Consider the following 25,673-nt stretch of genomic DNA (forward strand, 5'->3'; position numbering starts at 1 on the left):
AAGCATTTACATTGATTGGTAAACTGTTACATTGATAAATTGATAAATTGTTATATTAATCTTATTTTCCTTTATAATTAGGTTTTCTTTTCTGTAAAAAGGCATTTACACCTTCAATGAAGTCTTCTGTTTCTGCTGCTTCCTGTTGAAGATCGCCTTCTAATTCAAGTTGTTCTTTTAACGTATTTGTATAAGAACTTGCAAATGCTTTTTTCGTAAGCTTAATTGCAGCTGTTGGCATGTTTGCCATTCTTTCAAGAATTTCCATTGATTTTGGACCGAATTCTTCTTCACTGAAAACTTCTGCAACAAGACCATAAGATTTAGATTCTTCAGCAGATAATTTCTTTCCTGTAAAAGCTAAATAGTTTGCCAATTGTCTACCTAAAAGTTTCGGTAAAAAATAAGTTCCTCCTGTATCAGGAATTAAACCGATATTTGAAAACGCCTGAGCAAAGTAAGCCTTCTCGTTAGCTAACACGAAATCAGAAATTAAGGCAAGCATCGCTCCTGCTCCTACAGCCGGACCATTTACTAATGCTATAACGGGTTTCTTACAACGCGTAACTTCCATTACCAAAGGATTGTAGTAATCTACCACAATTTTTCTGATGATATCATTGTCATGGTGTTCTTTGCCCACCACGAAAGCTTCATCAAGGTTCTGCCCTGAGCAGAAAGCTCTTCCTCTTCCGGAAATGGCAACGCATCTTACCGTATCATCATTACTGCACTCTTTTACGAAGTCTCTTAAATCTGCCAAAGCAGGTTTCGTCAGGGCATTCATTGTTTCAGGCTGATTCAGATAAGCAATTTTTAGCTTCCCGTCAAAATGCGATTCAATATCGAGTTGTGTATACATAAAAATATCTATTTAAATTCAGATAAATATAATAATTTAACAGGATAACAATGTAACAAATTACCAATTAGAGCGCGATTATTTCAATGCTATGCATTATTGATATTATAAGATTGTTAGATCATCAGATTGCTATATTATTACATTTTTTAATGGCATTTAAAATAATCAAAAGGTTCCAGACAATCTAAGCATTGATAAGAAGCCTTACATAAGGTAGACCCGAATCTGCTGATCTGTTTGGTGTGTTCAGAACCGCAGCGCGGACATTTTTTCGGTTTCCCGATGTGATGTTCGTCTGCTCCTTTTTCAGGAGGTGTGATTCCGTAGACACGCAGTTTTTCTCTCGCATCATCTGTCAGCCAGTCTGTTGTCCATATCGGAAACATTTTGGTGACTACTTTGGCTTCCCATCCGTTTTCTTTCATAATCTTTATGATGTCTTCTTCTATGGTAAACATTGCCGGACATGCTGAATAGGTAGGAGTAATTGTCACCTCACAGGAATTTTCTCCTGTAACCTGTGCATCTCTTACAATTCCAAGCTCCACAATGTTAATCACCGGAATTTCCGGATCGGGAACCATTTCTAATATTTCTAAAGGATTTTTCAATCTCTTATTATTTTTCTTCTAAACATTAATAAAACAGCAATTAAAACAACATTGGTAATAATCCATATTTTTATCTGTTCTATATCCTGACATAAATTCCTGTTTGTAATCTGCGAAATGCAGTCTCCAGGACCATTGGTTTCATACTTTAGGCTGACCTGAGTGTTGATTATTCCAAAATAAAATATAGGAATTAAAATAATCAATACAATGATCAGTATTTTAAAATATCTCTTTTTCAAATTTAAATATTTTACCAGGTACACCCAGGATACGCTCTCTGCATATATTGTAGCTCACAAAGGATAAATCCGAAGTATTCTGTATGATATCCTGTTCTTGATTTCGGCTGCATGAATGGATTTGTTGGATATTCCAATCCGAAGCTTTGGAAATCTTTTTCCGTAATAGCAACAAACTCTTTGTACAGCTCATCAACATTAGGAACAATATTCAGAGCAACAAGATCATCTTCACCTTCTGATTTGGCAAATAGTCCTTTTGTGTATTCCCAGATATTTTCAATAGCATTTTCTACACGGGTACGGCTTTCCTCTGTTCCCTGAGCGAAAATTTTCATCCAGGATGCCGCGTGTGTATAGTGATATCTTACTTCTTTTAATGATTTTTGAGCAATAGCAGACAATTCTTCATTAGCTGAGTTAGATAATGCTTCGTACATCAGTTTCTGATATACTGAGAAAACATAAACCTTTAAAATAGTCTGAGCATAATCTTCATTCGGAAGTTCTGTCCAGTGAGCGTTTATATATTCATGTTCGTATCTTAGGAAAGCAATATCGTCTTCACTTTTACCATTGTCGATTACTCTTGAAGCATAAACATAAAAGTTATTAGCCTGTCCGAGCTCATCCAACGCAATATTCGTTAATGCAATATCTTCCTCTAAATAAGGTCCTTCACCGCACCACGCAGAGAGACGCTGTCCCATAATGAAACTGTCGTCTGCTAGTTTTAATAAATAATTATATAATGGGTTCATTGTTTAATAGATTTGAAGACCAATAGATAATAAACGAATAGATAATAGATAGGTAAACTTTAATGTCTTTTATCTATTCGTCTATTATCTCCAAGTCTTATTCTTTATTACATATTTTTTACGTCGTTTGGAATTTCATAGAAAGTTGGGTGACGGTATAGTTTGTCATCAGCCGGATCAAAGAATGCTTCTTTATCCACTCCTTCTGAAGTTACAATATATTTGCTTGGAACTACCCAAACAGAGGTTCCTTCTTTTCTTCTTGTATACACGTCTCTTGCGTTTTGTAAAGCCATTTCTGCTGTTGGCGCCTGTACAATTCCAACGTGTTTGTGAGATAATCCCGGTTTAGTCTGAATAAACACTTCCCACATATCTAAATTTGCCATATTTTTTTAAAGTTTAAGTTTTTCTGAGTTTAAATTTTTCTTGAAGAACAATAGTCCAGTCATTAAAAACAAACTATAGGTTAACATAAATGGAATTCCACCAATTTTAGCTTCTTTGCTAAACATATTTTCACCAAAAAATAAGTAGTATGAAATATTTGTTGTAATTAATGAAAGAATTGAAACTGTAAACAATACGTTTCTGTTTGATATTTTCATTTTACTTACTATCCTATATACAATTTCAGTGATTATATAGGAGGGAATTGCCACTGCAAACCCGTAAATAATTGACAAAATTATAAACAGTGTAGAATCATCCAGCCCAAACTTTACATCATCAAACAAAAAAATTAATGTATAAAAACAAGGTGAAATGATTACAACAAAGAGCCATACTTTAGCAATGTAATATTCCCCAAATCTCCCTTTATACATAATTAACTTTCTTAAATTTTCTCTGTTTTCTTTTCTGCAAAAGCTATTGCTGCTTCTTTTACCCAGGAATTTTCTCTCTGCGCTTTTCTCTTCGTTTCAATACGCTTTTTATTGCAAGGTCCGTTTCCTTTTAAGATTTCCATGAATTCATCCCAAGGAAGTTCTCCGAAATCGTAATGTTGTCTTTCCTCATTCCATTTTAAATCTTTATCTGGAATGGTTAATCCTAAGAACTCAGCCTGAGAAACAGTTACATCAATAAATCTCTGACGAAGACTGTCATTACTTTCTCTTTTCACTCTGTAGTTCATAGAGATTTTAGAGTTTGGCGAACTGTCATCATTCGGTCCGAACATCATTAAAGCTGGCCACCAGAAACGGTTTAACGAAGCCTGAGCCATTTCTTTCTGTTGTTTGGTACCACGGCAAAGTGCCATCAGGATCTCATACCCTTGTCTTTGGTGGAAAGATTCTTCTTTACAGATCTTTACCATCGCTCTTGAATAAGGACCATAAGAATTCCCCATCAGCATTACCTGGTTCATAATCGCTGCACCATCAACTAACCAGCCGATAGCACCGATATCTGCCCAGCTTAACGTTGGATAATTGAAGATACTTGAATATTTCGCTTTTCCTTCCAGCATATCATCGTAAGTAGCATCTCTGTCTGCTCTGATGCTTCCGTCTCCTAAAGTTTCGGTTGCAGAGTAAAGGTATAAACCATGTCCTGCTTCATCCTGAACTTTGGCAAGAAGTGCCATTTTTCTTCTCAATGAAGGGGCTCTGGAAATCCAGTTTGCTTCCGGCAACATTCCTACAATTTCAGAATGGGCATGCTGTGAAATCTGACGAACCAATAATTTTCTGTAATCATCTGGCATTACATCTTTTGGTTCTACTTTATTTTCTTCGTGAACGTATTGAACAAATCTTTCTAAGTCCATAATTAAAATTTTAAAAATTTTAAAATGTAACAATATATCAATTTAACAGTCTAGCAATAATTGGTACATTGGTAAACTGCTATATTGCTACATTAATTACACATCATAATTAAGCATCACCACATTCGTTGTCGGGTGACATTGGCAGGTAAGAACATAACCTCTGGCTACTTCTTCTTCGGTAAGTGCGTAGTTTTTCTCCATGAAAACTTCTCCTTCCAAAACTTCCGCTTTACACGTACAGCAAACTCCTCCTTTACAAGCAAAAGGTACAGGAAGATTGTCTTTCAATGCTTTATCTAAGATACTCTCTTTTTTGGAATTCAGGTGGAACGAATATTCATCGTCGTCTATGATTACCGTTACCATGCTTTCAATATTGGCAATCGCTTTGAATTCATCACTCATTTCTTCCGTATTTTCTTCGTCAGGAGCTGTGAAATATTCAAATAATACCTGAATAGCAGGTACTTTTTTATCTTTTTTCAGATAATCCGCGATACCTTTGATCATTTCTGAGGGACCACAAATAAAATAAGTAGCCTCTTTTACATCAATCTCCGTATATCTTTCAAATAGCTGATCTAATTTTTCTGCAGAAATTCTTCCTTCAAAAACGGGATCTTCGTGTTTCTCACGGCTTACCAGATAAATCACTTTTAGCCTTCCATTGAACTGCTCTACCAGCTTATCAATTTCTGCTTTTCTCAAAACATGATTCATGCTTCTGTTACTGTAGAACAGATAAGCATTACTGTTAGGTTCCTGATAAAGACTTTCTTTGATATTGGATAAAACCGGTGTAATTCCGCTTCCTGCAGCCAGCCCTACATAAGTTTTTACGTTGGTCGGGTGATAAGAAGTATTGAAACCGCCCATTGGAGGCATTACTTCCAGTATTTCATCCATATGAAGATGCTCATTGAAATATCCTGATACTTTTCCGTTCTCAAGCAATTTCACTAAAACTTCCAGTGTATTGCTTTTTTCACTTGGAGCATTACAGATAGAATAAGAACGTCTTTCCTCATTTCCGTTGATCATCATTCGGAAATTAAGGTACTGTCCTTGTTTGAACCTGAACTTGTCTTTCAGCTCTTCAGGAATTTCCACCGCTACATTCACAGCGTCCGGAGTATCCTTTTGAACCTTTACAGTTTTAAGTTTATAAAATGAATTCATTATTTTTTTAGTATTCTATTAATTTTTCCACCTTCGCACTTCGGCAAACTGTCTTGGGCATGTACTTTCACCTTTGTGGTGATCCCTACCCTCTTTTTAATTTCGTTTTCAATATTTTTCCCGAAGCTTCCGACAAAATTAAAATAATCATCGGTATTTGCCTGGATTTTTTGTGCCTTTATCAATTCATCGTCAATTTCGATGTCAATATCTAATGCCACACACATATGTTCTTTCTCTATAGGCGTCAGATAGTAATTAGGGACCACTCCTTTTACATGAGAAAATGCATCTTCAATCTGACTTGGATATACATTTACACCTCTTACAATCAGCATATCATCTGCTCTGCCTACAATAGGTTTCATCTTCACCATTGTTCTTTTGGCATTTTCATCGTAATAAAGGCTTGTAATATCGTTTGTCCAATAACGCAGAAGCGGCATTGCTTTTTTCGTTAAAGTGGTAATCACCAGCACTCCTTCTTCCCCGAAAGGAACCGGCTGCCTGGTAATCGGATCCAAAATTTCAGGATAAAAATGGTCTTCCCAAATGTAAGAGCCTCCTTTTTCCTCAAAATCCTCCATGGAAACTCCCGGACCAATAATTTCACTTAACCCATAAATATTGGTTGCATGTACACCCAATCTTTCTTCGATGTGTCCTCTGATAATTTCCGTCCATGGCTCAGATCCCAGCACTGCATATTTAAGGCTTATTTCGTCTGCTGAAATTCCTCTGTTGGCAAATTCATCGGCAATCGTCAAAGCATAGGATGGTGAACAGCAGATTACTTCCGGTTTAAAATCCATAATTAAATCTACCTGTCTTGCTGTCATCCCTCCTGAAATCGGAAGAACGCTCATTCCCAGCATTTCGGCTCCATAATGAAGTCCCAATCCTCCTGTAAAAATTCCGTAACCGTAAGCATTATGAAGCTGCATTCCAGCTCTGGCTCCTGCTGCATGTAATGATCTTGCCACCACCTCACTGAAAAGCTCTACATCTTCTTTAGTATATCCCACTACTGTAGGTTTTCCTGTGGTTCCGCTTGAACAGTGAATTCTCTGAAGTTCATTTTTAGGAACGGTGAATAAACCAAATGGATAATTATCTCTTAAATCCTGTTTATAAGTAATAGGAAGTTTCGTGATATCTTCAATCGACCTTATATCCTGTGGAGATATTTGCAATTCATCAAACTTTCTTTTATAAAATTCTGACTTCTCTCCCAGATAACCAATAAGATTGGTCAATCGGTCAGATTGAAGCTGTCTCAACTGATCCAACTTCAGATATTCAACTGAAAAATCCATAAAACTAACTAACATTTGTTAGGTGTAAATTTAAAAAGATTTTGGAAGCTGGCAAAATTTTTATGATTTTCGTCATATTTTGAATGATTCTAAATAACTTTTTTAAAAATGACTAATACATTAACTTACAATAAAGTATTTGCAACCCCTTGCTGAATGTCATTCAGAGTGAAACGAAGTGTGGTGTGAAATCTAAAATAAGTGGGTAAAGAAATGACGAGATTCTTCTTTTGTCGAATAATAAAGTACTTATTAATTATTTTGATTACCTAAAAGTCCATAAAGAATCTTATCCCTTATTTCATCGGTAATTTCATCCGTAGAATCACTGCTTCTTTTAAACCAGAAATAGGAATTATTTAAAGTATGAAGAATGAATCTGGTTGTAAATGACGGAGATTTGAGTTCCCAGTTTTCTGCCTGGTAGATTTCGGAAATTAACTTTTCCACTTCCTGTTGATAACTTTTTCTTAACTCTACAAACTCAGAAAGCCTCTCCTCCAGATGCCTCCATTCTATTGAATAGATGTGGGTAACGTCACGATTTTTGAGAACCACTGATAAATGCTTATCTAAAAACAGATTCAGTTTTTCTCTTGGAGCAATATCTGTATTTTTTACTTCCTGAAGCTCATCAAAAAACTCTTGTGCAATACCAAAGCAAACCCATTCCAGAATTTCTTCCTTTGAACGGATGTGTGCATATAATGATGCTGCTTTTATATTAAGTTTCGTAGCCAAATCTCTTACAGAGCTTCCCATATAGCCCTTTTCTTTGAAAAGTTCTACTGCTACGTCTAATATTTTCCTTTGTTTTTCTTTAAGTTCCATTTGCAAAATGCAAAAGTAGTTATTCTGATTTAAACTGTTGTTTTTTTGATTGTAAATAAGAATAAAGTTTCAAAAACATTCCTTACCTCCATTAGCTTTGCCCTTCATTCTTTTTGTAAGTTTAATAAATATGACGTTTTGTTCATGTATTTTCAAGGAAATCATTATGAATCGGAAAATTTGTCAAGTTAATTTTACGTTAAAAATAGTAAATCCGGAAAATTTGTCTGTTTTTTTTGTAAATTTAATAATTGAACAGTTTTTGCGATATAGTCATCGATTAAATGATTAAATAATTGATAGGCATTAAGAAGCTGAGCCTGAAAATTTAGTTTCTTGATGTTTTTTAAAACTAAACTTTAAACGAATCATTACCAAAAATATATAAAATATGAACTTAAACCAATATACTGTAAAATCACAAGAAGCCATCCAGGCAGCTCAACAGGTTGCAATGGAATTTGGCAATCAAAGTATTGAACCTCAACATCTCCTTGAAGGAATTTTTCAGGTAGATGAAAATATATCGCCTTTTTTACTAAAAAAATCTGAAGCAGATGCCAATTTAGTAAGAGAGCGAAACCGTGAAAATTTAGAAAGACTTCCTAAAGTACAGGGAGGAAACGTTTATCTTTCACAATCAGCAAATAAAGTATTACTGGATGCACCCAACATCGCTAAAAAAATGGGTGATGAGTATGTAACGATTGAACATTTATGGTTATCTCTTATTGAAACCAGTTCTGAAGTGTCTCAAATGTTGAAAGACATGGGAGTAACGAAAAAGTTATTGGAAGGAGCCATTAAAGAATTAAGAAAAGGAAGTAAAGCTACTTCTGCAAGTTCAGAAGAAACTTACCAGTCTTTAAATAAATATGCTAAAAATTTCAATGAACTAGCAGCTGAAGGAAAACTGGATCCGGTAATCGGACGTGATGAAGAAATCAGGAGAGTATTACAGATTCTTTCCAGAAGAACTAAAAACAACCCTATCCTTATTGGGGAACCGGGAGTTGGTAAAACAGCAATCGCAGAAGGAATTGCTCACAGAATCATCAGTGGTGACGTTCCTGAAAACCTGATGGATAAAACATTGTACTCATTGGATATGGGAGCATTGATCGCCGGAGCAAAATACAAAGGTGAATTTGAAGAGCGTCTGAAATCTGTAGTGAACGAGGTTATTAAGTCTGACGGACAGATTATTCTTTTCATTGATGAGATCCACACATTAGTTGGAGCCGGTGGTGGCGAAGGTGCTATGGATGCGGCAAATATCCTTAAACCAGCTCTTGCAAGAGGTGAACTGAGAGCGATTGGAGCTACAACTTTAAATGAGTACCAAAAGTATTTTGAAAAGGATAAAGCTTTAGAAAGACGTTTCCAGAAAGTAATGGTGGAAGAACCGGATACGGAATCGGCAATTTCTATTCTTCGTGGGATTAAAGATAAATATGAAGCTCACCACAAGGTAAGAATCAAAGATGAGGCAATTATTGCTGCTGTGGAAATGTCCCAAAGATATATTTCAGACCGTTTTTTACCGGATAAAGCGATTGACCTTATTGATGAGGCTTCTGCTAAATTGAGAATGGAAATCAATTCTAAACCTGAAGAGCTTGATGTTTTAGACAGAAAACTGATGCAGCTGGAAATTGAATTGGCGGCTATTTCAAGAGAAGGCAACCAAACAAAAATCGACCATTTAAAAGAAGACATTTCTAAAATTTCTGAACAGAGAAATGAAATCAATGCAAAATGGCTGAAAGAAAAACAGAAAAGTGAAGATCTTACCCAGATCAAAAAAGATATTGAATCTCTTAAACTAGAAGCTGAAAGAGCTTCAAGAGCCGGAGATTATGCTAAAGTAGCGGAAATCCAATATGGAAAACTTCGTGAAAAAGAGGATGAGCTTGCAAAAATGGAACTGGAAATGCAGAACCATCAGAATGAGCTGATCAAGGAGGAAGTAACTTCTGAAAATATCTCTGAAGTTATTGCTAAATGGACAGGTATTCCTGTAACAAAGCTATTGCAATCTGAAAGAGACAAATTATTGAATCTGGAAGCCGAACTTCACCACAGGGTTGTTGGGCAGGATGAAGCTATTGAAGCTGTAGCAGATGCAATCAGAAGAAACAGAGCGGGATTGAGTGATGATAAAAAACCTATCGGATCTTTCTTATTCTTAGGAACAACCGGTGTCGGTAAAACGGAGCTTGCCAAAGCGTTGGCTGAATTCCTGTTTGATGATGAAAACAATATGACAAGAATTGATATGAGTGAATATCAGGAACGTCACAGTGTTTCCAGATTAGTGGGTGCGCCTCCGGGATATGTAGGCTATGATGAAGGCGGACAATTGACGGAAGCGGTAAGAAGAAGACCTTATTCTGTGGTACTTTTAGATGAGATTGAAAAAGCCCATCCGGATGTTTTCAATACTTTATTACAGGTTTTGGATGATGGTAGACTGACGGATAATAAAGGTCGCGTAGTGAATTTCAAAAATTCAATTATCATTATGACCTCGAACTTAGGTTCTCACCTGATTCAGGAAAATTTTGAAAATCTAACTGAGGAAAATCAGAATGAAGTTGTAGATAAAACGAAAGAAGAAGTTTTCGACTTACTGAAACAAACTTTACGTCCGGAATTCCTGAACAGAATTGATGAGATTGTATTGTTCCAACCTTTAAGAAAGAAAGAAATTGGAAAAATTGTTCAGTATCAGTTGAGAGGATTCAATGAAATGTTGGCAAAACGTAATATTATCATGACTTTCACTCAGGATGCGGTAGATTATCTGATGGATAAAGGTTATGACCCGGCATTCGGAGCAAGACCATTAAAAAGAGTAATCCAACAGGAAGTATTGAATAAACTGTCAAAAGAGATCCTTGCAGGAAATGTAAACGATGGAGACAGAATTACCCTGGATTATTTTGTAGAAACCGGATTGGTATTCCGCCCTACTGAACAATAAATAAATAGTTTTTTTTCATATACATTAATTTTTGTAGATAAGTGCTGTAGAGAAATCTGCGGCACTTATTTTATTATATATCAGACAGTATCAAAATAACAATCGCCCAATTTAACATAAAAAAATTTCACTGTTTTTTGAAATAATGTATGATAAAAAGTTTTAATTTAGTCACCAAACCAAAAAACATTTACACATGAAAAAAGTAATTTTAGGAGTTTTAGTGACTCTTTTTATCTCTTGTAATAACAACGAAACAGAAAATGTTACCCCTGAAAACACAAATGCAGAACAAACAGACATGGCTAGCAGTAAAGCGGCTCTTTGTGGCTCTGACATTCTGAGACAGAAACGTCTTGCTGAGGATCCTGCAGCAATGCAACGAATGCTCCAGATAGAAAACCAGACAAACAATTTTATTGAACAGAAAAAGATGGGAAAAGTGCTGGCAGATGGCAGTGTTGAAATCCCAGTAATTTTCAATGTATTGTACAGCAATGCGACCAGTAATGTTTCCGATGCAAGAATAAACTCTCAAATCGATGTTTTAAACAAAGCTTTCGCGTCAAGCCATGCAGATGTTTCAAGTATACCGGCAGAATTTAAACCCGTAAATGCTGGTGATACTAAAATAAAATTCAGATTGGCAGGAATCAACAGAAAATCAACGACGAAAGCTAACTGGGCACCGGATGACAATATGAAAAACGCTTCTACGGGAGGTATTAATGCTACAGATCCTTCAAAATATCTAAACATTTGGGTCGTAAACTATATGCCTTATTCCACAGGATATGTATTAGGATATGCCACTTTCCCTGAAGATGCCGGTCTTTGGAATGATGGTGTTGTAATGATGGATGAATATGTAGGCGCTGGCGGACCTATCGCAACACATAACAAGGGCAGAGTTACAGTGCATGAAGTAGGACATTACCTTAATCTGAGACATATCTGGGGAGATTCAAACTGCGGAAATGACTTTGTGAATGACACCCCTCAGCAGGTGACCTTACACAGAGGTGTACCTACTTATCCAAAGTATGAAACATGTGGCGGAGTTTCACGTTCAGTGATGTTTATGAACTATATGGACTATTCTGATGAAACGACTCTGTTTATGTTTACCAAGCAACAAAATGACAGAATGCAGGCTGCTATTTCAGCATCCGGTCCCAGAGCAGGTTTGAGAATACTATAAATAAGAGCTTTTACCAATAAAAAGTTCACTAAAATATAGAAAGGTCCGTTATCATTTGATACGGACTTTTATTATTTTCATACACAATCCGTAAAAACACGGAAAAAATAACAGTATAATTCCCTATTCATTACTATATTTTTTTACGAAATTTGCCGAAATATGGATATTTCCAATATAAAACTAAGTTATGAATACAGAATCTACTAACGAAAAAGATCTTCCAAGATCAGGGTTAATGTCAAATGAATTGATAAAGACTCTTATTGAAAATTACCGTACCAATCACCTGAATGCTATTAATGATTCATTAGGAATTCAGGATGCTCATTCCATTTGGTTTGATCTCCCTAAGCTGAAGAACTTCATTGCTTTAATAGAGCAGGAAGCAGCTAAAGTAAATCCTCAGCATAATCAGGAAGATCTGGGAATAAGATTTTATTATGCAGCTTATCCAAAACTTGAAAATTGGGATATTATGGATACTCACCCTGTTCCACAGGAATATTCAGAAAAACATACCTTTGTGATGATCCCAACCATGAAAGGAAAAAATAGTGAAGGAGAATTACATGATTTTGATTTCAATCTTATTCAGTCAAACGAAGGGAAATCTGTAGCTTTAGCTGCTCGTGGTGGCACAGGACCAAGTTATGACGATGGAAACCTTGGCGAAAACAGCGGCACACTCGTTCCTCCATCACCTATCACTGGTGAAGCTTATTAATTACCATTTCTGAACACAATATGACTGAGATTCAAAAAATTTTTTCTTCAATCATGTATGGAGGTGAAGCTATTGCAGCTTTAGTCTCTATAATTTATTATAACCGTGTAAAAAAAACACCCTGGAAATATCTGGCAATTTATCTTGTTATTATTTTCCTCTGCGAATCATCTGTAAAATGGGGTGAAGAGCAACTTAGAATAGACAGAATACTTTTTTATAATTACTTTGTGATTCCATTACAGTTTATATTTTTTTATTGGCTGTACGCAAAAGAATCTTTAAAGAAAACGAAACTGTTCTATATTATGACCGGAGCATATCTCTTGACCTATGTTCTCAGGGCGCTTTTTTTCCCGGAAAAAAAAACTATCTTTTCTTTCAATTACAATACAGGCTGTCTTTTCTTAATGGCTCTCGTCATTATGGAATATTATAAACAGGTTAATTCATCTGAAATTCTCAATTTCAGTAAAAATAAAATGTTTTATATTAATCTGGGAGTAACGCTTTTTTATATTGCTAACCTTCCATTTATGACATTTAATTCTCTTCTTTACAGATATATAGAAATCTGGGATATTTATTTCATATATTTCCAGGTTTCGGGAGCAGTTATGTATATTTTATTTGCCAGTTCATTGATATGGGGAAAACAGAACTCTTAATAACTTTTATTTCATTCAACATCTTTTTTTTGATGTTTGTAATAGCTGTATTTATCTATATCCGGAATTACCGACAACGAAAAAAAGAATATCTGAATGAAATTGAGATGAAAAATGAACTTCATCAGAGAGAACTTCTGTCTACTCAACTGGAAATCCAGCAAGCTACGATGCAGCAGATCGGGCGTGAATTACATGATAATATAGGACAAAAACTGACATTAGTGAGTCTCTATGTTCAGCAGATGCTTTATGAAAACAAAGTTCCTGAGGCAGTAGAAAGGATAGACCAGGTTTCACAGATTATTAATCAGTCTTTACAGGATTTACGGAGTCTTTCAAAAACATTGACGGATGATAATATCAGCCAGAAGGAAATTATAACTTTGATTCAGGAAGAAGTAGACAATACCAATTCATTGAAGAAATGTCTTGTAAGTTTTGAACATAATTTTGATCAGCTTGATCTTGGTTTCGTACATAAAAATCTATTGCTCAGAATTACTCAGGAATTTATCCAAAACAGTATAAAACACTCTAATTGTAAGAATATTTTCATTAATTTAAATACCTCTGAAGATATACTGTGGGAACTTAAAATCCATGATGACGGGACAGGATTTGACACATCTAATACAAAATCTAACGGCATTGGTCTTACCAACATGAAGAACAGAGCCAAAATCATTGGTGCCGACTTTATTCTTGAAAGTGAGAAAAATGCAGGTACCAAAGTTAATATCACCTTAAAAAAACAGTCATGAAAAAAACAATTGTAATTGTTGACGATCATATTCTTATTGCTAAAGCCCTGGAAGGAATCATTGGTAACTTCAATGATTTTGAAGTCATCTACGTTTGTGAAAATGGTAAAGACCTCATCCAAAAATTTGAAGAAGGGAATGCACTCCCGGATATTATTCTGCTAGATATTAGTATGCCGGTTATGGATGGTTTTGAAACAGCTTCCTGGCTTACCAAAAATCACCCTGATATTAAAGTAATGGCTCTCAGCATGCAGGGAGACGACAATAGCGTGATTAAGATGATCAAAAGCGGGGCAAAAGGTTATCTATTAAAAAACACACATCCAAAAGACCTTGAGACCGCACTTACAAGGTTAAATTCTGATGGCTTTTTCTATCCTGAATGGGCTTCAAAAATCATATTTACCAATCTTAATAAAGAAGGCGATTCTGAAATTACCATAAAGATATCAGACCGCGAAAAGGAGTTTCTTAAGTATACTGTTACGGAGCTAAGTTATAAAGAAATTGCAGACCGAATGTGCTGCAGTCCAAGAACAGTTGAAAGCTATCGCGACCAATTATGTGAAAAACTTGATCTGAAAACACGTGTCGGACTGGCTGTTTTTGCGATTAAAAATGGTTTCGCTCATTAATTTAAAGTGTAAAATTTTTATCAAAAAGAATAATTTAAAGAATAATTATTCACATAAAATTGAAAAGAAATAAAAATAAAAACACAAATTTAAAATATCATTAAAATTCAATACAATCGTTAATTTATTAACTAAAACACAACCAAAACACTGATTAAATAAGAATAATTTAAATAAATACGAAAATAATTTGGATATTAATTCTGAATAATATAATTTCACATCCTCAACCATTAAAAAAAAGATATGAAAAGAGTATTATTTGGAGCCCTTACTCTGGGTTTAATGTCCGCATGTACCAATGACAGTGTAAATTCTCAAAACGAAGTTCAACCTGAACAGGAAATTTCTTCAGCAGTAGCTTCAAAAAGAATTTGTCCGTCAGAACAAATGAGACAGGAAGAATTCCAAAAAGATCCTTCACTTAGACTAAAAGCAGAACAAATAGAAGCTAATGCAAAACAATTTGCCAATAATCTTGCAGTAGGAAAAGTTCTTGCAGACGGAACTGTTGAAATTCCAGTGGTAGTGAATGTAATTTATAAAACAACAGCACAAAACGTATCTGATGCCAGAATTGCAGAACAAATCGCTATTCTAAATGCAGACTATGGTGGTACCAATAGTGATGCATCATTAATCCCTACAGAATTTCAAGGTGTGAAAGCTGGTGATGTAAAAGTAAGATTCAGATTAGTCAATACGATAAGAAAATCTACCACAAAAACATCATGGACTTCAACAGACAGAGCAAACAATACGATGAAGAAAGCTTCTACAGGAGGTATTGATGCAACAAATCCAACTAATTATTTCAATATTTGGGTAGTAGGAAGTATGCCTGATACTCAAGGAAGCATTCTTGGATATGCTACTTTCCCTGAAAGTGCGGGTACATGGAAAGACGGTGTAGTAATTGCAGCGCCTTACTTTGGAAAGACCGGAGCTTCTGCACCATTTAATTTAGGAAGAACTGCCACTCACGAAGTGGGTCACTATTTAGGTCTTAGACATATCTGGGGAGATGCTAACTGTGGGGATGATCTAATTGCAGATACTCCAACTCAGACAACAGCTAATACAGGAAACCCTACCTATCCTCTATATAATACTTGCTATGGTGTAAAGAGATCCGTAATGTTCATGAATTATATGGATTATTCTGATGATAAATCTTTATATATGTTTAGTGCAGGACAAAAAGCAAAAATGCAATCTGTAACTTCAGCTTCCGGAGCAAGATCTGGATTAAGAGTTTACTAATAAAACAGTATAATTTAATATTATTTTAATTCCATCCCGAATCAGGGGTGGATTTTTTTTATACTTTTATGCGATTTTAATTTGACAGTCGCAACGATGAAGAAATTAGCCCTAGCAACAGGGATATTATTCCATTTATACAGTTACCAGGCACAGGATACCGTTCAATCCAGAAATCTAAAAGAGGATCTTGCATTGATCAATCCGAATTTTCAAACTAAGGAACAGGCTTCTTTTTTTAAGAAAGATTGGGTAAAGAAGTCTCTAGCTCCTACCGTACTTTTTGCCGCTGCTGCTGCTACATGGGGTGAAAAAGAAAACATTCGTGAAGTGAGAAACAGGTATCTTCCCAATTTCAAAATGAAGTATGACGATTATCTTCAATATGCTCCAGCTGTAACGGTTTACGGATTAAAACTCGCGGGAGTAAAAGGAAGGAATAATCTAGGAAGGGCTACCCTTTCTTATGCAACCAGTTTAGCTATTATGGGAATTTTAGTTAATTCCATTAAATACACCTCCAAAGTAGAGCGTCCGGACGGTTCTAAAAATAATTCATTTCCTTCAGGACATGCTGCCATGGCTTTTACAAATGCCAGTTTTTTACATAAGGAATATGGAATGGTAAATCCTGCATATAGTATCGCGGGCTATGGTTCTGCAACTCTTACCGGCTTGGGAAGAAATTTAAATAACAGACATTGGGTTCCGGATATTCTTGCAGGTGCAGGAATCGGGATTATTTCAACGGAACTTGGCTATTTTTTTATAGATAAAATTTATAAGAACAAGGGTGATAATTTAAGTATCCTATCAAAGATTGAAGGAAACGACTACCCTTCTTTCCTTTCTCTAAAGATGGGAACGGCATTGGGAACAACCAATTTCCTGAAAGAATCTGAGCTGGACGATAAAAAGCAGATAGGTTTTGAGGGTGGACTGGAAGGTGCTTATTTCTTTTCAAAGAAATGGGGTGTAGGTGCTGATGTCTCCTTCAGCAGTTTTCCTATTAAGGCTCAAAGAATAACCTTCGATGATGATCAGGGTTTTGGTGAACATACCATTAAAACACAATCGATGGGATTTCTGGGAGCCGGTATCGGACCTTATTTCTCTCATGAATTTTCTGACAAATGGCAGCTTACTTTAAAAGCAACTGCTGGATATTCAGCAACAGCAAGCGGAAAAGTGTTTGCAAAAGGAGACGGAATAGATACACCCAATCATGAGCTTCAAATAGCAAGATATAAACCTAAACCAGCCTTTCGCTGGAATACAGGTGCTTCTATGACTTATAAATTCAACCCGGGATTGGGACTTACCTTTTATACGGATTATAATCAGATCAATTCTACTATCCGTTATTATTTCAGTGATGACATTAAGGAAAGCGCAGAACTTAATCAGGAACTTAATCATCTGATTGCTAAAGAAAAGATCAATTACATTACCTTGGGATTAAGATTAACCGCCTATTTTTAAAATAAAAAAGCCTTCAAGTATGAAGGCTTTTGTTTTTATAGTGTTTTACTGTTGTCTTCCGGTGTATAATCCATGAAAATATCACCATCCAGCTTTACAGATTTTACTTTTTTCTTGATAGGAATCACAAGATCGGTCAATTTCTGATCTTTTTCCCATACAGAGGGTGAAAAATGAATTTTCTCTGTAGTACCGTCTTCATAAGATAATACGGCATCAAAAGGAATGGCAAATCCTCCTACATTGGTAACATTTACAGTAAGCAGGTCATTCATTTGTGATGCTCCCGCTACTTTTAAATCAATATAATTATTGGTATAAAACCAGTTGTGGAAAAACCAGTTAAGATTTTTTCCTGAACCCGTATTCATCGAGTTGAAATAATCCCATGGAACCGGATGTTTTCCATTCCAGTTGTCCATATAATGATGTAATGCTTTTTTGAATAAATCGTCTCCTAAATAATCTTTCAAAGCAAGATAAGACAGAGAAGATTTTACGTAAGAATTACTTCCGTATCCAGAACCGCTCACCTGTGTACTCATGGTAATAATAGGCTGATCCTGTTCTGATGAAGCATCATTGATCCATCTTTTAATACGGAAATTTTTATAGAAGTTTTTGGCTTCTTCTTCTCCGTTTTCATCAATTCCGATCAAATATTCAAGTGTTGTTGCCCATCCTTCATCCATGAAAGCATATCTTGTTTCATTGATTCCCATATAGAAAGGAAAATAAGTGTGTGCAATTTCGTGATCTGCCGTAAGTCTTGCATCCCTAAGATCATCAGGAATACTTGTATCATTGATCATCATTGGATATTCCATATCGGCATACCCCTGAATAGCGGTCATTACATTATAAGGATATTCTACCCCGGGCCAGTTTTTAGAAAACCAATCCAGATTATAACGCATCCAGTCTACATAATGTTCAAAATCTTTTGCTCCGGCTTTATATCCTGCCTGCACACTGGCTCTTTTTGTTTTAAGCTGCACGCTGGCTGCGTCCCAGACATAGTGGTTACTCATTGCAAAACAGAAATCTGTGATGTGGCTGGCTTTGAATTTCCATACATTCCATTTATTCTGCTTGGTTACTTTCCCGGACTTCATTTCTTGTTCTGTAGCGATGTGCATTAGTTTATCGCTCTTTAATGAAGCTTTATATCTTTTCAGATATTCCGGTTGAAGCACGGCTTCCGGGTTTAGAAAATCTCCGGTTGCCCACACCACATAGTTTTTAGGAGCTGTAATAGCAAAACTATAGTCGTTAAAATCATTATAAAATTCCTGTCTTTCCGAGTGAAGAATCATATCCCATCCGTTGTAGTCATCATACACTGAGATTCTTGGAAAAGAATAGGCTACATAAAAAGTCTCCGGATCTATCTGTCCTTCTCTTCCACTCTGCACTGAAAGCGGATATTCCCATTCTATTTTAACCTCAGCTTTTGATTTTGACTTTAAAGCTGATTTTAATTTTACTTTTTCTACTGTTCCCCAGTCATCACTATCAATGTCATAGCTTTCACCATTTACAATAAATGATTTAATCTTAAGCCCTGAAGATAAGAAGTCTTTGGAGACCCCTCCTGATCTTGGAGATTCTGGCTTGTGCAGGTTATTCACAAACCGTATTGCCAGCTCATTCAGATTATCCGGACTGTTATTTGTGTATACGATGGTTTCTTTTCCGGACACTATTTTTGTATTGGCATCTACTTTTACGTCTATATTGTAAACTCCTTTATTCTGCCAATAGTTTTTACCAGGTGCTCCGGAGGCATCTCTTGTCCCTTTTTCAAAAGCTTTTTTAATGTTTCTCGGCATATACAATTCCTGAGCAGAAAGTTGCAGCAATGAAACAACCATCAGCATTCCGGAAAAAATTCTCTTCATAATGATCTCTTTTTAAAGATTGGTATCAAAAATAGGGAAAATGTGACATGAAGCAGTAATTTCTTTTATAATAATGTTTTACGATGGTTATTTTTTCAGCATAAAGCTTTAAAGTCTATCCTGTTCGGAAGTCTTTTTGATTGTTTTTGCATTTTTCACAGACTGATTTCCGAAATTAAATTTTAAAGACAGTGAAAATCCCTGCGTATCGGTATAGTCTAAGAAATAATTATCCTGATTTGCATATTTCGTGGCAACCTTCTGACCTGTAGTTCTGAAAATATCAGTAACGACTAAAGCGGCTTCCAATTTTTTATTAAAAAACTTACGGTTCATTACAAAATAAGCGTTCCAAGTACTTGAAATTCTGAAAGGTCCCTGTACACCTCCTGAGAAATACCGATGTCCCACTTCCATTTTCCAGTCACTTCTTTTATCTAAAGTAAAGCTGGTTGAAATATTGGAATCAAGATTCCATACTTTATTCTGATGCAGTAATCCGTCTACTCCATTAAAGTAATTTTCATTATGCTCCAAATTTTCAGAAACGATAATATTCCACCAAGGCTTTATCTGGAAGTTTTTGTATAAACTAAGCCCATATGCCTGTCCTTTTTCAATATTGGTAAAATGATAAACAACGTTATTATTCTCCGGTACCTGATAAGAGATTTCCATAGACGGATAAAGCTCTTTACGGTAGTACAATTCCAAATTCCAGTTTTTCCAGGAATAAGTAAGGTTAAGATTATGAATAATGGTTGCTTTCAATTGTGGATCTCCCTGAAAATATGAGAACAGATTATAATAAGATTTTGCAGGGTTCAGCCAAGAGTATGAAGGTCTGCTGATTCTTTTTCCATAGGAAAATCCAAATTCATGTTTATTTTCTGTAGTATATTGTGCATAGAATGTGGGGAAAAAGTTCCAGTAATTACTTTTATTAAGGTCATAAGGTTCTGAAACTACCCCTTCAAGATCTGTCATTTCTGCACGAAGTCCCCCTTTAAAGTTCCACTTTCCGATATTGTAAGCAAGGGAGGTGTACAGTGCAAAATTGTGTTCTTTATAATCAAAGATGCTACTTTTTTCAGGACGATATTGTAATTCTCCGCTTTGATTATCTGAGAATTTTAAATTGCTATTCGTTTTCACGAAACTATATTTTGTTCCGGACTCAAGTTCCCATTTTTCATTTTTCCATTGGTAATCCAACTGTGTGGAAAATAATTTTATATCCGCTTTATTTTGAGTCAAAAAGTGGTCTTCACGGGGAAGTTCTCCTGCAAAATTCAGATGGGTTGCTACATCCTGATATTTGCTGGAATTGTTTCCTGTAAAATAATTGATCCAGGACAGGCTGCTTTTTTTATTAAGTTTTCTGTCTATCTGGAAACTCACAGAGTTATTCGCTGAGCGGGATTCGTGATCATTAAGAGTTCTATAATTTGATTCTACAATGTCCTGATTGTTATAAATCAAAGTCGGCACATCATAGATTCCATAAGATTTCGGAGAAAAATACCCTGAATAGTTGAGGCTTAGGTTCGTGAGACTATCCAATTCATATTCCACATTAAAATTCAGGGTATTCTGGTTATAGTTTTTATCCTTTCTGTTCATTGTACTCTCCCATCTGGTCTGGCTTTCAGGATAGTTCACGTAATCAAGCCCTTCACGGAAATACGTTCCCATTCCTTTGTAGTAGCTTGCCATTACGGAGAGCTTATCCTTCTTATAGTATTGCGACAGTCCGAAAACTGCTTTTGCATATTGTGTCTGAACATATTTTGAAGACAGAATTCCACGATAGCCTTCTATCTTGTTCTTTTTCATTACGATATTCAATACCGCACTTCCTGCTGCTTCATATTTTGCAGGTGGATTCGTAATCACTTCTATGGATTTCACGTCATCACCTTGTGTATTTTCCAGTAGATTTTTAAGTTCATCACCCGTCAGCATTACTTTCTTGTCATTGATTGTCACCAGAATCCCTGTACTTCCTTTTACGGTAAGGACACTATTGTTTACACTTACATTGGGAGTATTTTTTAAAATTTCCCAGGCGTTCAATGATGAAATATTACTGTTTTCTACATTAAATTCAAGGCGGTCAACTTTTCGTTTTACCAAAGGCTTTCGTTTGGTCATTACAACCTCTTCTATTTCCTTAGCGTCTTCTTTTTTAAGGATTATCTGTAAAGGTTCGGAGTTTTCAAGATTCAGATTCTTTTCATATACAAGATAGCCTTCGCGTTTTACCACAAGTTTTACATTCTGTTCAGAAAGACCTTCAAATGCAAATCCTCCTTTGCCATCGGTTTTCAATTCTGAGATCAATTCATTTCCTGAATTATACATACCTATGATCACCGCAGAAAGTTTTTCATTTTCTGTATTCATTACCGTTCCGGCTAGCTTTTGCTTTTGCGCAAACACCAACATAGGAAAGCACAGAAAAAGAAGAATTTTGTTCATGATTACGTTTTTAAAATGATATAAAACGGTACAATTGTTTTACAGGACAAAATTCAAGATTGATCGGGAGAATTTCGGTTAACGAAGAGTTAATGATAGGTTAATGCCTTTTTTCTTAAAATAAAAGCCTGAATCAGAGACTCAGGCTTTACAGACAATATGATATTTTTTTATGGATACGGAATGGCTTTATCAAGTTCTATCGGGTTATAATACTTTTTTATATTTGCCTGAGTCTGCTTGGTAAGCCCTGTAAATTCATCTTTGCTTTTGATTTGCCGTCCATCAATCCTCACATTCCAGTCCGGTTGAAAATCCGTTCTCATTCTCGCATAAGGATCATTATAGAATTCCAGATTGAGTTTTACCCATTTTTTAAAATCTATTGTAAGGGCATCTAAAGAATAATGCTTTTCAAGAAATGCTTTTGTATCATAGGTTTTAGGTAGGTTTATGTTTCGGGAAAAAGAATATATGAAGTCTTTCTTATCATCCTCCACAAACAAAACCAGTCCCGGCAATCCCCTGAATTTATAAGGTCCTTCAGGAATATTGATATCCGGCGTAAACCAAGCGGTCCATTTTCTTCCGCCAAATGTTGTTGTTGCCTTCTGCAGGTTATAATTATTAATCTTTTTTGTATCCGCTTCTACGTTCCACTGAATATTATCCACTGTTTCAAAAACATAATAATAAGGCATCATCATGATCTGAACGTAATTTTGATTTTTATTGGAGTTTCTTTTCCTGATAATGGTTTGCTTAGATTGGCTTGTATGCTGATTAGATCCGCCTCCATGAAGAATATTAAGAGAATCGCTCACCAGAAATTCAATTTCATAGAACTTTACTTCTTCGGGATTAATATCCAGCACCATTTCTTCCTTATCATAAGTGGTATCATTGGCATACGCCCTGTACTGAAGTTCATAGATAAATCGATGGGTCTGAGCCTTTATTATGCAGCTCATCAGCAGCATAAAAAGAATAGTCTGTTTTTTCATGGTTATTTTAGTATAAAAATAAAGAAAAACATTTACTTCGTAAGGTTAATAATAAGTTAATGAACAAAATACTATTTCAGTAAAATGTTAAAACTTTATCTTTGTTTCTGATGATATCCAAGAGTAAAAAACTGATCTATCTTTTCGCCACATTATTCCTTCTTCTACTGGGAATACAGGTTTACTTTATGTATAAGACCTATCAGGTTAAAGAAAGAGATATCTACAGAACAATCAATGACAGAATTTCCAATTTTACAGACAGACTGGAAAATGTGCATGATTCTCAGGAAATGAAAAGTGATTCTCTACAGAAAATCATTGTTGATTATTATAATAAGAAAATCAGTAAAAAAGAATTTCTTCATCATTTTATGGAAGACAGAAAAGCTTCCAGGGAAAAGCTTAACCGTTATGTTGATGACCGTTTAAAAAAAGACGGATACCAAATTTCTGTAAGAATTCAATACAACTCTATTATCCATCTTCCGGACAGTATCAAGGTCATTGACAAGCCCATAGTTATTTATGAAAGCAAGGATAAGGTAAAAAAGCCGAAAATTACCAGTACCGGAACCTGGAGAACCTCATCTACCAAAGAGCTTAAAGGAGAAGAAGAAACTACAGAGAGAGATACATTCTTTGTGACCAGCCAGACTGATTTTGAAATTAAAAATATAAAAAGCCTTGTTTTCAAAGAGCTTACTTTACTGATCATCTGCTGTATTATTCTGCTTGCCAGTGTACTTTTACTGTATATTTCAACAATTAAAAACCTGATTAAGCAACAGAAACAGGTAGAAGTTCTCCACACTATTGTGGATAATATTTCCCATGAGTTTAAAACCCCTATTGCTACGTTAAAAATAGCTTCCAAAACACTGAAAAAAGGCTGGAATCCTGAAACACTTCCACTTATTGACCGACAAATTTCACGATTGGAAAATCTGATGCTACAATTGCATAAAGATGAGATTCCTGATGAGATAATTGCCGTAACGCCGGAGGATTGGGATTTCTTCGTTCAGGATTTGGCGTTTACTTATCCACAAATAGATTTTAAATCTGAAAATAAGGTTTCTGAAAAACTTCCTTTTGATAAAAACCTCATGGAAACTGTGATTAAGAACCTTTGCGAAAATAGTATAAAATACGGAGCCTCTATGGTCTCTGTACAGACTAATATACTTTCTAAACATCTTGAAATCAAAGTTTCGGATAACGGGCAAGGTATGGAAACCAGAGAATTAAAAAACATTTTTGAAAAATTCTACAGAATACAATCCAATAATATTCACAACAGCAAAGGACTTGGGCTAGGACTTTATTTTGTAAAGAAAATAATTGTTTCCTATCATGGTAAAATAGATGTTTCCAGCCAGCCCGGAAAAGGAAGTACCTTTAAAATATTCATCCCTTATGAAAACTAAAATCCTCCTGGCAGAAGACGATCCTGACTTTGGAATGATCCTTAAACAATATCTTGAACTTGAAGATTTTGAGGTTGACTGGTTTCAAAATCCGGAAGACATTATTCCTCTTCTCTCTTCCGATTTTCCTTTTCAGATAGGAATTCTGGACGTAATGATGCCTAATATTGATGGGTTTTCCCTTGCTAAAATGATATTAAAGGAGAAAAAAGATTTCCCTCTTTTATTTTTAACAGCAAAAAATCAGAAGATAGACAGATTAACCGGATTAAAAATAGGAGCTGATGACTATATTGCCAAACCCTGCGACCCTGAAGAGCTGGTGCTAAGGATTAAAAATATCCTGAAAAGAATAGCGCCCGCCATAATAGAGAACCATGTGAACATCGGGCAATATTCTTTGGATACTAAAAAACTGCTGCTTTCTCATCCCAGCGGAAATACAAGAATGACCATTCGTGAGCAGGAACTTCTTTTATACCTATTGAAGCATAATCATTCCACTATTACCAGAGACGAAATTCTTGATCAGCTATGGGAAACCAATGATTACTTTACCGGAAGAAGTCTGGATGTATTTATCAGCAGGCTGAGAAAGTATTTCAGCCATGATCCGGAAGTAAAAATCCAATCCCTAAGAGGAATTGGATTTGAAATTGATTTTCCGATCAATTCATATTAAAGAGAAAGTTCTACAAGAACCGGGAAGTGATCCGACGGGTAGAGTAAATTTTCTCTTCTATCATTGATATGTCTGTGTGATTTAATTTTAAAACCATTGGTAAAGATATAGTCAATTCTTTCTTTTGGAATTTCATTAACATTAAAAGCCGTGAAAGTTCCTACCGGTCCGTAATGTTTAGTTTCAGAATGGTAAAAAGTATCTTTCATATATTGGGAAAGAATTTTAATTGGTTCAGCATCTTCTGTCAGATTAAAATCTCCGCTTAATGTTACGGGTAGGTTTTTCGGATTAAGCTCTTTGATCTTTTTCAGGATCAGTTCGGAAGATTTTACTCTTGCGACATTCCCGATATGATCAAAATGAAGGTTCATCGCAAGAAATTCTTTTTTTGATTTTTTATCTTTAAAAATGGCGTAGGTACAAATTCTGTTCAAAGCAGCATCCCAGCCTTTTGAAGGTTTCTCAGGGGTTTCCGATAGCCAGAACGTCCCGGATTTTACAACTGAAAGTCTGTTTGTATCATAAAAAATAGCGGAAAACTCACCTTTTTCTTTACCATCATCTCTTCCTACTCCGATATAATCATAATTTTTCAATCCGTTTTTAATATCTTTCATCTGCTCCGGAAGTGCTTCCTGAACCCCAAAATAATCGGGATGGTAATACGTTAACAGATCGGCAACATCCTGCTTTCTCTCTGTCCAGGCATTTTCTTTATCCGAAGCTACATTAAGCCTGATATTAAAACTCATTACGGTAAGGTCTTGTGAAAATCCAAGTGCAAAAAGCATCAGGAAGATCATTGAAAGTCTGAAATTCATAGTCTATTTTATCAATTTGAGACAAAAATAAGACTTCTCT

Annotated in this window: 23 protein-coding genes; 10 read left to right on the forward strand and 13 right to left on the reverse strand. The window is 35.5% G+C overall.

Annotated features, from left to right (window positions below; all coding sequences use genetic code 11):
• Positions 1-61 precede the first annotated feature (61 nt).
• The 9 genes from AC5YGG_RS18050 to AC5YGG_RS18090 form a co-directional block, all read right to left on the reverse strand.
• A complete protein-coding gene (locus AC5YGG_RS18050; protein WP_496145823.1) occupies positions 62-862 on the reverse strand; it encodes an enoyl-CoA hydratase/isomerase family protein in 801 nt (266 codons plus the stop codon).
• Between the two features lie 149 nt (positions 863-1,011).
• Complete coding sequence (gene paaD, locus AC5YGG_RS18055) at positions 1,012-1,449, reverse strand: 1,2-phenylacetyl-CoA epoxidase subunit PaaD (RefSeq protein ID WP_496145874.1); 438 nt, start codon at positions 1,447-1,449, stop codon at positions 1,012-1,014.
• Between the two features lie 280 nt (positions 1,450-1,729).
• The gene (gene paaC / locus AC5YGG_RS18060) at positions 1,730-2,479 is read right to left on the reverse strand and encodes a 1,2-phenylacetyl-CoA epoxidase subunit PaaC (RefSeq protein ID WP_496145824.1); all 750 of its coding nucleotides are present in this window, start codon (positions 2,477-2,479) and stop codon (positions 1,730-1,732) included.
• 107 nt (positions 2,480-2,586) lie between these two features.
• Positions 2,587-2,868 (reverse strand): 1,2-phenylacetyl-CoA epoxidase subunit PaaB, encoded by a 282-nt coding sequence (gene paaB, locus AC5YGG_RS18065; protein ID WP_002981782.1) that lies wholly within the window; start codon positions 2,866-2,868, stop codon positions 2,587-2,589.
• Positions 2,869-2,874: 6 nt separating this feature from the next.
• Positions 2,875-3,306 (reverse strand): hypothetical protein, encoded by a 432-nt coding sequence (locus AC5YGG_RS18070; protein WP_496145825.1) that lies wholly within the window; start codon positions 3,304-3,306, stop codon positions 2,875-2,877.
• A gap of 11 nt (positions 3,307-3,317) precedes the next feature.
• Positions 3,318-4,253 carry a 1,2-phenylacetyl-CoA epoxidase subunit PaaA gene (gene paaA, locus AC5YGG_RS18075; protein ID WP_496145826.1) on the reverse strand — a complete coding sequence of 312 codons (936 nt, stop codon included), beginning with the start codon at positions 4,251-4,253 and terminating at the stop codon, positions 3,318-3,320.
• 96 nt (positions 4,254-4,349) lie between these two features.
• Positions 4,350-5,435, reverse strand: a complete 1,086-nt coding sequence (locus tag AC5YGG_RS18080; RefSeq protein ID WP_496145827.1) for a 2Fe-2S iron-sulfur cluster-binding protein — start codon at positions 5,433-5,435, stop codon at positions 4,350-4,352.
• Positions 5,435-6,751 (reverse strand): phenylacetate--CoA ligase family protein, encoded by a 1,317-nt coding sequence (locus AC5YGG_RS18085; protein WP_496145828.1) that lies wholly within the window; start codon positions 6,749-6,751, stop codon positions 5,435-5,437. Before AC5YGG_RS18085 ends, AC5YGG_RS18080 begins: the two co-directional genes overlap by 1 nt.
• A gap of 252 nt (positions 6,752-7,003) precedes the next feature.
• On the reverse strand, positions 7,004-7,582 hold the full coding sequence (locus AC5YGG_RS18090) for a TetR/AcrR family transcriptional regulator (protein ID WP_496145829.1): 579 nt from the start codon (positions 7,580-7,582) through the stop codon (positions 7,004-7,006).
• 391 nt (positions 7,583-7,973) lie between these two features.
• On the opposite strand from AC5YGG_RS18090, the gene clpB reads away from it, so the two are divergent.
• The 8 genes from clpB (at position 7,974) to AC5YGG_RS18130 (ending at position 17,311) form a co-directional block, all read left to right on the forward strand.
• On the forward strand, positions 7,974-10,568 hold the full coding sequence (clpB, locus tag AC5YGG_RS18095; protein WP_496145830.1) for an ATP-dependent chaperone ClpB: 2,595 nt from the start codon (positions 7,974-7,976) through the stop codon (positions 10,566-10,568).
• Positions 10,569-10,764: 196 nt separating this feature from the next.
• Positions 10,765-11,769 (forward strand): zinc metalloprotease, encoded by a 1,005-nt coding sequence (locus AC5YGG_RS18100; protein ID WP_496145831.1) that lies wholly within the window; start codon positions 10,765-10,767, stop codon positions 11,767-11,769.
• A 190-nt stretch (positions 11,770-11,959) separates the two neighbouring features.
• Positions 11,960-12,496 (forward strand): hypothetical protein, encoded by a 537-nt coding sequence (locus AC5YGG_RS18105; RefSeq protein ID WP_496145832.1) that lies wholly within the window; start codon positions 11,960-11,962, stop codon positions 12,494-12,496.
• A 20-nt stretch (positions 12,497-12,516) separates the two neighbouring features.
• Positions 12,517-13,164 carry a hypothetical protein gene (locus AC5YGG_RS18110; protein WP_496145833.1) on the forward strand — a complete coding sequence of 216 codons (648 nt, stop codon included), beginning with the start codon at positions 12,517-12,519 and terminating at the stop codon, positions 13,162-13,164.
• A 107-nt stretch (positions 13,165-13,271) separates the two neighbouring features.
• Complete coding sequence (locus tag AC5YGG_RS18115) at positions 13,272-13,928, forward strand: sensor histidine kinase (RefSeq protein WP_496145834.1); 657 nt, start codon at positions 13,272-13,274, stop codon at positions 13,926-13,928.
• The gene (locus AC5YGG_RS18120) at positions 13,925-14,566 is read left to right on the forward strand and encodes a response regulator transcription factor (RefSeq protein WP_496145835.1); all 642 of its coding nucleotides are present in this window, start codon (positions 13,925-13,927) and stop codon (positions 14,564-14,566) included. Before AC5YGG_RS18115 ends, AC5YGG_RS18120 begins: the two co-directional genes overlap by 4 nt.
• A gap of 246 nt (positions 14,567-14,812) precedes the next feature.
• Complete coding sequence (locus AC5YGG_RS18125; protein ID WP_496145836.1) at positions 14,813-15,829, forward strand: zinc metalloprotease; 1,017 nt, start codon at positions 14,813-14,815, stop codon at positions 15,827-15,829.
• Positions 15,830-15,925: 96 nt separating this feature from the next.
• Positions 15,926-17,311 (forward strand): phosphatase PAP2 family protein, encoded by a 1,386-nt coding sequence (locus AC5YGG_RS18130; RefSeq protein WP_496145837.1) that lies wholly within the window; start codon positions 15,926-15,928, stop codon positions 17,309-17,311.
• 35 nt (positions 17,312-17,346) lie between these two features.
• Here the strand turns inward: AC5YGG_RS18130 and AC5YGG_RS18135 are convergent, their stop codons facing one another.
• The 3 genes from AC5YGG_RS18135 to AC5YGG_RS18145 form a co-directional block, all read right to left on the reverse strand.
• The gene (locus AC5YGG_RS18135; protein ID WP_496145838.1) at positions 17,347-19,212 is read right to left on the reverse strand and encodes a M1 family metallopeptidase; all 1,866 of its coding nucleotides are present in this window, start codon (positions 19,210-19,212) and stop codon (positions 17,347-17,349) included.
• A 108-nt stretch (positions 19,213-19,320) separates the two neighbouring features.
• Positions 19,321-21,693 (reverse strand): TonB-dependent receptor, encoded by a 2,373-nt coding sequence (locus AC5YGG_RS18140; RefSeq protein ID WP_496145839.1) that lies wholly within the window; start codon positions 21,691-21,693, stop codon positions 19,321-19,323.
• A gap of 170 nt (positions 21,694-21,863) precedes the next feature.
• Positions 21,864-22,697, reverse strand: a complete 834-nt coding sequence (locus AC5YGG_RS18145) for a GLPGLI family protein (RefSeq protein ID WP_496145840.1) — start codon at positions 22,695-22,697, stop codon at positions 21,864-21,866.
• A gap of 110 nt (positions 22,698-22,807) precedes the next feature.
• Between AC5YGG_RS18145 and AC5YGG_RS18150 the strand changes: the two genes are divergently transcribed.
• Together AC5YGG_RS18150 and AC5YGG_RS18155 are read left to right on the forward strand one after the other, a co-directional pair.
• Complete coding sequence (locus AC5YGG_RS18150; protein ID WP_496145841.1) at positions 22,808-24,127, forward strand: sensor histidine kinase; 1,320 nt, start codon at positions 22,808-22,810, stop codon at positions 24,125-24,127.
• The gene (locus AC5YGG_RS18155) at positions 24,117-24,809 is read left to right on the forward strand and encodes a response regulator transcription factor (protein ID WP_496145842.1); all 693 of its coding nucleotides are present in this window, start codon (positions 24,117-24,119) and stop codon (positions 24,807-24,809) included. Before AC5YGG_RS18150 ends, AC5YGG_RS18155 begins: the two co-directional genes overlap by 11 nt.
• On the opposite strand, the gene AC5YGG_RS18160 is transcribed toward AC5YGG_RS18155, so the two are convergent.
• On the reverse strand, positions 24,806-25,633 hold the full coding sequence (locus AC5YGG_RS18160) for an endonuclease/exonuclease/phosphatase family protein (RefSeq protein WP_496145843.1): 828 nt from the start codon (positions 25,631-25,633) through the stop codon (positions 24,806-24,808). The genes AC5YGG_RS18155 and AC5YGG_RS18160 overlap by 4 nt on opposite strands.
• Positions 25,634-25,673: the final 40 nt, after the last annotated feature.

This window comes from Chryseobacterium sp. CS2K3 (assembly GCF_059515185.1).